Source organism: Streptomyces sp. NPDC051218 (assembly GCF_044455475.1).
Lineage (GTDB): Bacteria > Actinomycetota > Actinomycetes > Streptomycetales > Streptomycetaceae > Streptomyces.
Genome location: NZ_JBITEU010000006.1, coordinates 363,245 through 374,837, shown reverse-complemented (window position 1 = coordinate 374,837; position 11,593 = coordinate 363,245). Strand labels below are relative to the sequence as shown.

The following is an 11,593-nucleotide window of genomic DNA, read 5'->3' as shown; positions in this document are numbered from 1 at the left end:
CTGCCTACCGCTTTGCTGTGCGTGATCATCCGCACGCGAGCCGCGCCGGGGAGGAAGTCCCGCGGTGTCACCACCCCCACCCCCCTTGGGCCGTTCCCGCAAGCGAGCGGCCTACGTTTTCGACTCCGCACTCGACGACACCGAACTCGCCGGCGCCCGCACCGCGTTGGCCCAGGGCCGCTGGACCGAGGTCCGCGCCCTGCTCGCCGCCACCGGTGACGACTGGGACCGCAGGGGCCACCGGTTCGACGTACTCGCCCAGGAGCCCACCACCACGGCCTGGGCCCGCGACTGGCGGCTCGCGGAGCCGGAGAGCACCGATGTCCTCGTGCTGCTCGCCTATGCGTCCGTGCACCTCGCGCTGCGCGGCAAGGGCCGCTCGGAAAAGGCGCGGGAGGCCTGCCGTGAAGTGGCCGCGGCGCTGCCCGCCGACCCCACGCCGTGGCTCGCGCTGCTCACCCTGGAGCGTTCGCTCGGCCGTGAGGAGGACGTGGTGCGGCTCTTCGACGAGGTCCGCCACCGGCATCCCGAGCACCACCACGCCCACCACCTGATGGTGGCAAGACTCGCCGAGCGGCGCCCCGCGGCGGGCCAGGACCCGCTGCACGAGGTGTACGACTTCGCCGCGTGGGCGGCCGAACAGGCCCCCGACGACTCGCCGTTGGCGGTCCTGCCCGTCATCGCGCACGCCGAGCGCTACCGCGTGCTCGCCGCAGCGGGGAGCGAGCCCGTGGACCCGGCGGCGTCCGAACACTGGACGGGACGCCGGGCCCGGCAGGTCATGAAGGCCGCCTTCGACTGGTGGCTGGAGTGGGAGATGCCGGTGAGCGCGACCCACCCGCGCGGCCACGTCGACCTCAACTTCCTCGCCCACGCCAAGTTCTGCGAGGGCCGGGCGGCCGAGGCCGCCGCCCTCTTCCACCGCATCGGGCGGCACGCGACCCGAGCCCCCTGGTCGTACCCCGACCGGGACCCGTACAAGGCGTTCACCGCTGCGCGCGACGCCGCGCTCGGCTCCGCCTGAGAGACCGCATCCAACCGGCCCACTCGAAAGGACAACCGCGCCATGGCGACGGGCAGTTCGAGCAGCACGAGCGACACGAGACCCGCGAGCGCGAAGGGCGCAGCCGACGGCAGCGGGATCAGCACGTACAAAGGCCAGGAGACGGCCCTGCGCGCAGGACGGCTCGGCACGGCGGGCCTTCTCCTGTCCGTGCTCGCGGCGACCGGGCCGCTCATGGTGGTCGCGGGCGTCATGCCCACCACGTATGGCGTGATGGGAATCGTCGGGCAGCCGCTGCTCTTCCTCATCCTCGGCGTGGTCCTCGGCCTGTTCAGCTTCGGGTACGCCGAGATGAGCCGCCACGTCCACAACGCGGGCGCCTTCTACGCGTACATATCGAGGGGCCTCGGCGGCACCGCGGGCGCCGGTGCCTCGCTGGTCGCGCTCGTCGCCTACAGCGTCCTTCAGGCGGGCCTCTACGGCCTCCTCGGCTTCGAGGTGTCCGGGCTCCTGAACACCTACTTCGACGTCGAAGTCGCCTGGTGGATACCGGCACTTGTCACCGTCGCCGTCGTCGGCGTGCTCGCCTGGCTGAAGATCGACCTGAACGCGCGCGTGCTCGGCGTGCTGCTGCTCATCGAGGTGGCGCTCGTCGTCATCTTCGACATCGCGGCCATCGCGGACCCGGCCAAGGAAGGCCTGTCCCTGCACGCCTTCAACCCGGACACGCTCACCGGCGCGGGCGTCGCCACCTCGCTCTGCTTCTGCATCGCCGCCTTCACCGGCTTCGAGCAGGCCCCCGTGTACGCGGAGGAGACGAGCCGTCCCCAGGTCGTCGTCGCCCGCGTGATGTTCTTCGCCGTCGGCTTCGTCGCGGTCTTCTTCGCGATCAGCTCCTGGGCGCTCACGGTCGCGGCCGGCCCCTCCGGCATCGTGCCCGCCGCACAGGAACAGAGCGCGGGGCTGCTCTTCGGGCTCACCGAGTCGCGGCTCGGCGGCACCTTCACCGACGTACTCCATGTCCTGTTCGTGACCGGCATGTTCGCGGCGATCCTCTCCTTCCACAACGTGGTCGCGCGCTACGCCTTCGCCATGGGCCGCGAGGGCCTGCTGCCCGCCGCGTTCGGCAGGACCAACACCTCCACCGGCGCGCCCGGCACCGGCTCCCTGCTCCAGACGGTCATCTCCGTCGTCATCGTGGTGGCCTTCGCGGTCACCGACGACGGTGCGTTCGGTGACCCGACCGCGCCGGTCCTGCACCTGTTCACCTGGGGCGGCAACATCGGCGCTCTCGGCGTGATCCTCCTGATGGCCACCGCGTCCGTCGCGGTCATCGTCTTCTTCGTACGACGCGGCGCCGCGCGCGCCCAGGCCTGGCGCATCACCGCGTCCGCGCTCGCCGCGGCCGGCCTGCTCGTCATCGCGGGCTACACCGTCAAGGACTTCGACGTCCTGGTCGGCGCCGGCCCCGGCTCGGCGCTCAGCTGGGTACTGCCCGGCATCATCCTGCTCGCCGCCGTGATCGGACTGGTCTACGGCGCGGTCCTGCGCCGGGCCAGGCCGAATGCGCACGCGCGGATCGGCCTGGGCAACGAGGCGTTCCAGCTGGAGAAGGCGGCCGAGGAGCCGGTCGGCCAGGCATCAGGGCGCGCATGACGAGAACGCCGGGCGGGCTGGAACATCCGGCCCGCCCGGCGTTCTCGGTGCCGGGGACTGCGCTACAACACGAGTGACAGCAGCAGGACAAGACCGCCCGCCACCACGGAGATGATCGTCTCCATGACGGACCAGGTCTTGATCGTCTGCCCGACGTCAAGCCCGAAGTACTCCTTGACCAGCCAGAAGCCCGCGTCGTTCACGTGCGAGAAGAAGAGCGAACCCGCACCGATGGCCAGCACCAGGAGCGCCGTGTGCGCGGTGGACATGTCCGCGGCCAGCGGAGCGACGAGCCCCGCCGCCGAGATGGTGGCCACCGTCGCGGAGCCCGTGGCGAGGCGTATCACCACGGCGATCAGCCAGGCGAGCAGCAGTGCCGGGATCGACCAGTCCTTGGAGATGTCGAGGACCATCTCACCGACGCCCGACGCGATCAGGGTCTGCTTGAAGCCGCCGCCCGCGCCCACGATCATCAGCACACCGGCGATCGGCGCGAGCGACTTCTCGACCGTCGTCGAGAGACGGTCCTTCGTGAAGCCTGCCGCCCGGCCCAGCGTGAACATGCCCACGAGGACCGCGGCGAGCAGCGCGATCAGCGGTGAGCCGATGACGTCGAAGACGCGCTGCACCGTGTGCTCGGGATTGTCCACGATGATGTCGACCAGGGCCTTGGCCAGCATCATCACGACGGGCAGCAGCACCGTCGCGACCGTCACGCCGAATCCGGGACGCTTCTCCAGGTCCTCCGAGGGACGCTGCGGCATCATCTTCTCGGGAGCCTGGACGTCCACCCACTTCGCCGCGTACTTGGAGAAGACGGGACCGGCGATGATCACCGTGGGGATGGCGACGAGCACGCCGAGGGCGAGGGTGACGCCCAGGTTCGCGTCCACCGCGTCGATCGCGACCAGCGGACCGGGGTGCGGCGGGATGAGGCCGTGCATCACGGAGAGACCGGCCAGGGCCGGGATGCCGATCCGCATCAGCGAGTAGTTGCCGCGCTTGGCTACCATCAGGACGACCGGGATCAGCAGCACGATGCCGACCTCGAAGAAGAGCGGAAGCCCGATCACCGAGGCGATCAGAACCATCGCCCACGGCATCGAGCGCCCGCCCGCCTTGGCGAGGATCGTGTCGACGATCTGGTCCGCGCCGCCCGAGTCGGCCAGCAGCTTGCCGAGGATCGCGCCGAGCGCGATGAGCACACCCACGCCCGCGACCGTCGAACCGAGACCCTCGGTGAAGCTGACGATCGCCTTGTCGAGCGGGGCGCCGGCGAAGGCGCCGAGGGCGAGCGAACCGATGGTCAGGGCCAGGAACGCGTGCAGCTTGAACTTCGTGATGAGCAGGACGATGACGGCGATGCCCGCGAGGACGGCGATACCCAGCTGGGCATGGCCAGCGGAGGTGATCGGCTCGGCGGCGTCCGCTGCCAGCATCTCAACGCTGAGACTGGTCACGGTGGCTTCCTTGTACGTCTGGGGTGGGGGGTGCGGGGGACAGGGGGACTACTGGTCGAGCCGGCCGAGCGCCACGAAGGCGCGCTCGCTGATCTCTTCCGGACTGCCGGTGACGTCGACCGCGACGCCCGCCTCGTCCGCGCCGAGCGGCTGCAGCGTGGCGAACTGCGAGTCGAGCAGGGCCGTCGGCATGAAGTGGCCCTGCCGGTGGGACATCCGGTCCTCGATGAGGGCCCGGTCGCCGGTGAGGTGGACGAAGACCACGCCGGGGGCCGCGGCCCGCAGCCGGTCGCGATAGGCGCGCTTCAGCGCCGAGCTGCTGACCACACCGCCGAGCCCGGCCCTGCCGTGGGCCCAGGCGCCGATGGCGTCGAGCCACGGCCAGCGGTCGTCGTCGGTCAGCGGGGTCCCGGCCGACATCTTGGCGATGTTCGCCGGGGGGTGGAAGTCGTCGCCCTCGGCGTAGGGAACGCCGAGCTGCGCTGCGAGCAGGGGGCCGATCGTTGTCTTGCCGGTTCCTGCCACGCCCATGACCACGACGACGTGGGGGGTGCTCATCGCTGTCCTGCCTCGCTGTCTTCTTCGACATCGGTCCGAAACGAGCCGTCGGTCCGGAACGAGCCACGGGACGGGGGAGACCCGTGGCTCGTTCACGTCACTGAAACCCATTAGGTCTGACAAATTCAAGAGTCTGTGACACAAAAGTCTGACTTTTTGTTCCCGAGGGTCCCCACATACCCTGACGACATGACCGATCAGGCCCGTGGGCTGCACGCTCGCGTACTGGAAAGCCTCGGGCCCGCCATCACCGGCGGTGAGTACCCGCCGGGCAGCGTGTTGCGCACGGACGAGCTGGCCCAGCGCTTCGAGGTGTCACGCTCCGTCGTGCGTGAGGCGGTGCGGGTCCTGGAGTCCATGCACCTGGTCGAGTCCCGCCGCCGGGTCGGCGTGACCGTGCGGCCCACCGAGGAGTGGAACGTCTACGACCCCCAGGTCATCCGGTGGCGTCTGGCCGGCGCCGACCGGCCGCGCCAGCTGCGCTCCCTCACGGTCCTGCGCTCGGCGATCGAACCGGCCGCCGCGGGGCTCGCCGCCCGGCACGCCACCCCCGAGCAGTGTGCGGCCCTCACCGAGTGCGCCCTCGGCATGGTCGCCACCTCGCGTGGCCAGCAGCTGGAGGGCTACCTCTTCCACGACATCAACTTCCACCGCATCGTCCTGAACGCGTCGGGCAACGAGATGTTCGCCCGCCTCGGGGACGTCGTCGCCGAGGTCCTCGCGGGCCGCACCCACCACCAGGTCATGTTCGAGGACCCGGACCCGGCGGCCGTCACCCTGCACGTCAGGCTCGCGGAGGCGGTGCGCGAGGGCGACGCGGCGCGGGCGGAGGAGCTGACGCGGGAGATCGCCGTGGGTGCGCTGCACGAGCTGGACATCCTCGCCCCGTAACTGATCGACCCCTTCCGTCGAGGACAATGGTCCGCATGTCACGACGCGCCCCCGCCGCCAAGTCCTGCCCCTGCGGCCACCCCGAGCCGTACGAGAAGTGCTGCGGGCGGCTGCACCGGGGTGAGGCCGCGGCCGGCGTGCCCGAGGAGCTGATGCGCTCCCGCTACTGCGCCTTCGCCGTCAAGGACGAGGCATACCTCCTGCGCACCTGGCACCCGCGCACCCGGCCGCCCCGCGTCGAGTTCGACCCGGGCATGCGCTGGGTCGGCCTGGAGATCCTGGACACCGCCGACGGGACCGCGTTCCACACCACCGGCACCGTCGAGTTCCGGGCCCGCTACACCGACGGGGGCCGCCAGGATGCCCTCCACGAGCGGAGCCGATTCGAGCGGCTCGACGGTGCCTGGGTGTACGTCGACGGGGCCTTCATCGACTAGCGGGCGGCGCCGCCTGCGCCGTCGGCCGGCCCGCGAGGGGCGCGCGCCGACCCGTAGCGGACCGGCCATGGGCGCCCTCCCGCTCCTGGGATTGCTGGGAGTGGAGGCCCCAGTGGGACTCACGGACGATCACCCGCGCCCCATCACACCATCGCCGCGGCCCGCCGACGGGCCCAAATACCGCTGCCCGCCTGCCTGTTCGAGGCCCGGGTAGCGCCCCGCACATAGGCGGGAACCCGCGCTGTGGCCGTCCGACGCCGCCAGTAGCGTCCTAGGCCCTGTCGTCGGACAGGGCCGCGAGGTCCTGCCGCGACACAGGGGCGAGCCCCCGTCCCGTACGCCTGCGTGCGAAGGAAGCGCCTGATGGCCGACACCGGACAGTACGAGCAGACCTACGAGCGATACGTGGGCGGCAGCCCCGAGGCGGAGCACCGTCTCTTCGAGCGCCTGGCCCGCGAGATCATGAAGGTCCAGGCGAAGAACCGGCGCACCAGCGGCGCCGGTTCCGTCGCGCGCACCCAGCACGCGAAGCCCGCGCTCGGTGTGGAGAACGCCCGCCTCACCTTCCGCGAAGACCTGCCCGAGGCCCTGCGCGGCGGATTCGCCGAGCCAGGCGCGGAGTACGCGGCGATCGTGCGGCTCTCCAACGCCAGTGGCACCCGGCAGCCCGACGCCGCGGCCGATCTGCGGGGCGTGGCCGTGCGCGTGACGGTGTCGGCCGAGGAGAGCCATGACCTGCTCGCCACCAACTTCCCGGTGTCGCACGCCCGCGACGCCCGCGAGTTCGTCGCCTTCGCCAAGGCCATGGCGGGCGCGAACACCACCGTGCAGAAGGCCTTCGGCCTCTTCGTGAAGCTCCCGCCGGCCGTCGGGCTCTCCACCGCCACCCGGATGCGGCGCAACATCCAGGCCGCGACCCGGCACAAGGTCAACAGCCTCGCCAAGGAGACGTACTGGAGCCGCGGCGCCATCCTCTGGGGCGACGCGGGCCCCGTCCGCTATCTCCTGCGCCCCGTCGCGGGCAGCGCCCCCGAGCCGAAGCCCGAGCGCCGCGACCCGGGCTTCCTGCACCGCGAACTGGCGCACCGCCTCGTCACGTCGGACGTCGTCTTCGACCTGTGCGTGCAGCGGTACGTGGACGAGGTGCGCACCCCCGTCGAGGACGGCTCCGTGGAGTGGAAGGACACCGTCACGCCCGCGGTGCCCGTCGGGCGCCTCACCGTTCCGCGCCAGGACCTCACCACCGCCGAGGCGCAGGCGGCAGCGGGGCGGGTCGAGGAGCTCGCCTTCAACCCCTGGTACACGACCGACGCGTTCCGCCCGCTCGGCAACCTCAACCGCGCCCGCAAGGCCGCGTACGAGGCGAGCGCCGCCCACCGCCAGGGCCTGCGCTTCACCACCGCGGAGCCGCTGCGCAACACCGTGCTCGGCATCCCCGTCGGCCGGTTCTTCGCCGCACTCAACCGCTATCTGCCGTGGCACAGGCTGCCGTTGGCGGCGAGCCTGCTCAACCTGGTCTTCCTGCGCAAGGCCCTCAGGCGCCTCAACCTCATCGACACCGACGTCCACGAGGCGCCCCCGAAAGCCGTCCGCGTACCGGCGCCGCCCGACGAGCGGCTGCGCACCGCCCGTTCGTACGACGGAACGTACAACGACCTCTCCGCGCCCTCCATGGGAGCCGTGGGCGCGGCCTTCGGACGCAATCTGAAGCCCGATTACCGGCCCGACCTCTTCGACACCCCGAACCCCGTCACCGTCAGCCGCCAACTCCTCCAACGCGACACCTTCGTGCCGGCGACCTCGCTCAACATCCTGGCCGCGGCCTGGATCCAGTTCCAGGTCCACGACTGGGTCAACCATCGCCGTCACCCCGTCGGCGGCAAGGCCGTCGAGGTCCCGCTGCCGCCCGGCAGTACCTGGCACAACACCCCCGGCGGGCCGCCCGAGAACGTCATGCGCTTCGCCGAGAACGAGGGCATTCACCTCCCCGGCGACCAGCCGCCGATCCTCTTCGCCAACACCGCCTCCCACTGGTGGGACGGCTCCGAGGTGTACGGCGCCGACGAACGGACCGCGAAGTTCCTGCGCGAGCCCGGCGGCAGCGCCGACCTGCGCCTGGAGGAAGGGCACCTGCCTGTCGGCCAGAACGGCATCCCGCTCACCGGCTTCAACGAGAGCTGGTGGCTCGGACTCAGCGCCATGCACACGCTCTTCGCCCGTGAACACAACGCGGTCTGCGCGGCCATGCGCCGCGAATACCCGGCGATGAGCGAGGACAGCATCTATCACGCGGCGCGTCTGGTGGTGTCCGCCCTCATCGCCAAGATCCACACGGTGGAGTGGACCCCGGCGATCCTCGCCACCGAGGCCATCAAGCTCGGCCTGCATACCAACTGGGAGGGCCCGCCCAGCAATTGGCTCAACAAGCTCGGCCTGTGGCTCCTGGAATCCCACTCGCTGACCGGCATCCCCAAGACCCTGCCGGACCACCACGCGGCGCCCTACTCCCTCACCGAGGACTTCGTCACCGTCTACCGCATGCACCCGCTGATCCCCGACGACTACGTGATGCGCGAGCACCACTTCGGGCAGCGCCTGGAGAGCCTGTCCTTCCAGGACATCCAGGGCGGCGCGGCGGAGGCCGCCATCCGCAAGACGGGCCTCGCCGACACCCTCTACTCGCTCGGCATCGCCCACCCCGGCGCGATCACCCTGAACAACTTCCCGCGCGCGCTCCAGCGCTTCGAGCGTGACGGCGAGATCATCGACCTGTCCGTCGTCGACCTCGTCCGGACCCGCAGGCGGGGCGTGCCGCGCTACAACGACTTCCGCGCGGGCCTGCACAAGCCGCGCATCCGCCGCTTCGAGGACCTCAGTCAGGACCCCGGGACCGTCGCGCGCCTCAAGGACGTCTACGGCTCCGTCGACGAGATCGACACCGTGGTCGGCCTGTTCGCCGAGAACCCGCCCACCGGCTTCGGTTTCAGCGACACGGCCTTCCGCGTCTTCATCCTGATGGCCACGCGGCGCCTGCAGAGCGACCGCTTCCTGACCGTCGACTACCGCCCCGAGATCTACACGCCGCTGGGCATCGAATGGGTCGAGAAGAGCGGCATGAAGTCCGTGATCCAGCGGCATGCCCCCGACCTTGCGGGACTGCTGCCGCGCGACGCGAGCGCGTTCGCGCCCTGGCGGCAGGTCGAACCGGCCCGGGACGGAGACAGCGATGCCACCGACTGAGGGCGGCGACGAAAGCCGGGTGAACGGCCACCACCCCGGGCTCGCCGACCTCTTCGTACGCCCGCTCCTGGAGACGGTCTGGCGCCGCCGCACCCACCGGGTGAGCCGCGGCGCCACCGTCCCCGCCGGATCGATGAGCTACGTCTCCAAGGACGCCCCGCAGCCGCTGACCGAGCTCGAGGAAGCGGTCCTGATCGCCCTCACCGGCTGTACGGGCCTGACGATGCCCGACCGCCCCTTCGAGGATCCGCGCAACGGCAAGCCGATCATGGCGAAGCCGAACCTGACCATGGCGGGGCGCACGGCGGGCAGCCCCGACAACGCGCAGGGCACGCACTTCTTCCTCATCAACGACACCGGCACGTACTACCTGCGGAAACTGCCGCCGGCGCCGGAGGAGCCCTTCGACGACGCGACGCTGACCGCCCGTGCCCGTGAGGCCAAGGTCAAGGTCCTCGACCACCGTCTCGACGTGGCGGATGGCCTGCGGGACTTTCCGGCCTACCTGGACTCGAACCGCTTCCTGTCCAACCTGCCGGGCACCACGATCCTGTTCCCGGTGGTGGACCTCTCCCACCAGTACATCAACGCCCTGATGTACCTGCTCACGCAGCCGGACGGGGCGCGGCCCACGCTCGTGGACGACCGGAACTTCTACCGCCCCGCCGGCGTGAAGAAATGGATCAAGAACGGGTTCCTGAACGAGAAGCTGAAGCTACCGCTGGGCGCGCTGGGCCCGCTGCGCACCCAGATCGAGGCGGACCTGCTGCTGCAGAACCTGATGCTGGTGGCGGACGCCATGGGCCTCGGCGCCTGGATCCACGCATCCATCAACCCCCAGATCGCCCTGGGCGACCCGAAGTTCTCCCGCGCCTACGGAAAGATGCTCGGCTTCACCTTCGTCACCCCGCGCTGGCGCCCGGCCGACATCTGGCGCTGGCACATCCCGCTCCCCAAGTACGCGAACGTGCGCTCGCACCCCGTGGGCCTGAAGGGCCCCGGCGGCGAGCAGCTGATCTCCGCGACCTGCCCGCCCGCCTTCGCGTCGATGTCCGACGCGGTGGACGCGGTGATCCGCGAGAAGTTCGGCCCCGGCGGCGTCTACGGCGACAAGGACGTCTTCAGCCGCATCTACCGGGACGACTACGGTCAGCGCTACCTCGCCGAGGCGAGCGAGTACGAGGAGCGGGTGATCGAGTGCGCCCGCGACATCTGCACGTACATCCTGACGACGCACCGCCGTTTCCCCGCGCACACGGACGCGATCCACGTCCCCGGAGTCTGGCTGCAGGCCCACCACGTGGAGAACGAGTACTACGACAAGTACTTCACCCAGGGCCTCACATCGGCACACCGGCGCCACGGTGGCCTGTGGGACGGCCGCGGGTGAAACCCCGCGACGCGTCGGGCTGTTCGATCGGCGGTTCGGTCCGTTGTAGCGTCTGAAGATCTTGTCGGCGGGAAGAGCGGAGCGGGCCCATGGACAGCGCAGGCGATCGGATCGACACCTCGACCGCGCATTCGGCACGGGTGTACGACTACATCCTGGGAGGCAAGGACCATTACCTTGTCGACGCGGAGGCAGGCGACGCCATGTGCGAGCACTGGCCCGCGCTGCCCGTACACATGCTGGAGAACAGGCGGTTCATGCACCGTGCCGGGCGCTACCTCGCCCAGGAGCAGGGTGTACGCCAGTTCCTCGACATCGGTACCGGCCTGCCCACGGCCCCCAACCTGCACGAGGTGGCGCAGGAGGTGGCACCTGAGTCCCGCGTCGTCTACGTCGACAACGACCCCATCGTCCTGGCGCACGCCCGCGCCCTCCTGCAGGGCTCGTCCGAGGGGGCGACCGCCTACGTCGACGCCGACATGCACGACCCGGACGCCATCCTGAGCAGTCCCGGATTCCGTGCGCTGATCGACGTGAACGAGCCCGTCGGCCTGATGATCATCGGGATCCTCCACTTCATCCTGCCGCCGGACGACCGGCGTCTGGTTCAGCGGCTGCTCGAACCGCTGCCGTCGGGCAGCTTCCTGGCCATGACCATCGGCACCGCGGACTTCGCTCCCGAGGAGGTCGGCCGGGTCGCCGAGGAGTACGCCCAGCAGGGCATGCCCATGGCGCTGCGCGACCTGCCGACGGCCACCTCCCTCTTCGACGGGATGGACCTGGTCGGCCCCGGAGTCACCCAGGTTCACAAGTGGCGGCCCGGCCCGGAGCAGGACGGCATCGACGACCGTGCCATCGCCATGTACGGGGCGGTGGCACGCAAGCCCTGACCCACTGCGTCGCCCGGGGGGCCTCCCCTCCGGGCAACGCAAAGCGCCGGCCGGGATCTCTCCCGACC

The 11,593-nt window shown here is 70.6% G+C and carries 9 protein-coding genes; 7 read left to right on the top strand and 2 right to left on the bottom strand.

Translation table 11 applies throughout. From position 1 onward, the window contains the following. The first annotated feature begins 64 nt into the window (after positions 1-64). Both ACIBCK_RS20445 and ACIBCK_RS20440 read left to right on the top strand, forming a co-directional pair. The gene (locus tag ACIBCK_RS20445; RefSeq protein ID WP_399392060.1) at positions 65-1,024 is read left to right on the top strand and encodes a hypothetical protein; all 960 of its coding nucleotides are present in this window, start codon (positions 65-67) and stop codon (positions 1,022-1,024) included. Positions 1,025-1,066: 42 nt separating this feature from the next. After that, positions 1,067-2,659 carry an APC family permease gene (locus ACIBCK_RS20440; RefSeq protein WP_399392058.1) on the top strand — a complete coding sequence of 531 codons (1,593 nt, stop codon included), beginning with the start codon at positions 1,067-1,069 and terminating at the stop codon, positions 2,657-2,659. A 62-nt stretch (positions 2,660-2,721) separates the two neighbouring features. Here the strand turns inward: ACIBCK_RS20440 and ACIBCK_RS20435 are convergent, their stop codons facing one another. Both ACIBCK_RS20435 and ACIBCK_RS20430 read right to left on the bottom strand, forming a co-directional pair. Beyond that, entirely contained in the window at positions 2,722-4,119 is a 1,398-nt protein-coding gene (locus ACIBCK_RS20435; protein ID WP_399392056.1) for a gluconate:H+ symporter, read from the bottom strand. 48 nt (positions 4,120-4,167) lie between these two features. Continuing rightward, positions 4,168-4,677, bottom strand: coding sequence for a gluconokinase (locus tag ACIBCK_RS20430; protein WP_399392053.1), 510 nt, complete (start codon positions 4,675-4,677; stop codon positions 4,168-4,170). A 189-nt stretch (positions 4,678-4,866) separates the two neighbouring features. On the opposite strand from ACIBCK_RS20430, the gene ACIBCK_RS20425 reads away from it, so the two are divergent. The 5 genes from ACIBCK_RS20425 (at position 4,867) to ACIBCK_RS20405 (ending at position 11,525) form a co-directional block, all read left to right on the top strand. Then, on the top strand, positions 4,867-5,568 hold the full coding sequence (locus ACIBCK_RS20425; RefSeq protein WP_399392051.1) for a FadR/GntR family transcriptional regulator: 702 nt from the start codon (positions 4,867-4,869) through the stop codon (positions 5,566-5,568). A 35-nt stretch (positions 5,569-5,603) separates the two neighbouring features. After that, entirely contained in the window at positions 5,604-6,005 is a 402-nt protein-coding gene (locus ACIBCK_RS20420; protein ID WP_399392049.1) for a YchJ family protein, read from the top strand. 363 nt (positions 6,006-6,368) lie between these two features. After that, the gene (locus ACIBCK_RS20415; protein WP_399392047.1) at positions 6,369-9,245 is read left to right on the top strand and encodes a peroxidase family protein; all 2,877 of its coding nucleotides are present in this window, start codon (positions 6,369-6,371) and stop codon (positions 9,243-9,245) included. Further along, a complete protein-coding gene (locus ACIBCK_RS20410; protein WP_399392045.1) occupies positions 9,232-10,635 on the top strand; it encodes a hypothetical protein in 1,404 nt (467 codons plus the stop codon). The genes ACIBCK_RS20415 and ACIBCK_RS20410 overlap by 14 nt, the downstream gene beginning before the upstream one ends. Before the next feature lie 89 nt (positions 10,636-10,724). Further along, on the top strand, positions 10,725-11,525 hold the full coding sequence (locus ACIBCK_RS20405) for an SAM-dependent methyltransferase (RefSeq protein WP_399392043.1): 801 nt from the start codon (positions 10,725-10,727) through the stop codon (positions 11,523-11,525). Positions 11,526-11,593: the final 68 nt, after the last annotated feature.

Bases quoted from the DNA above. Each gene is read 5' to 3' on its own strand.
- ACIBCK_RS20440 (WP_399392058.1), top strand. From the start codon at position 1,067: ATGGCGACGGGCAGTTCGAGCAGCACGAGCGACACGAGACCCGCGAGC.
- ACIBCK_RS20430 (WP_399392053.1), bottom strand. From the start codon at position 4,677: ATGAGCACCCCCCACGTCGTCGTGGTCATGGGCGTGGCAGGAACCGGC.
- ACIBCK_RS20425 (WP_399392051.1), top strand. From the start codon at position 4,867: ATGACCGATCAGGCCCGTGGGCTGCACGCTCGCGTACTGGAAAGCCTC.
- ACIBCK_RS20420 (WP_399392049.1), top strand. From the start codon at position 5,604: ATGTCACGACGCGCCCCCGCCGCCAAGTCCTGCCCCTGCGGCCACCCC.
- ACIBCK_RS20415 (WP_399392047.1), top strand. From the start codon at position 6,369: ATGGCCGACACCGGACAGTACGAGCAGACCTACGAGCGATACGTGGGC.
- ACIBCK_RS20410 (WP_399392045.1), top strand. From the start codon at position 9,232: ATGCCACCGACTGAGGGCGGCGACGAAAGCCGGGTGAACGGCCACCAC.
- ACIBCK_RS20405 (WP_399392043.1), top strand. From the start codon at position 10,725: ATGGACAGCGCAGGCGATCGGATCGACACCTCGACCGCGCATTCGGCA.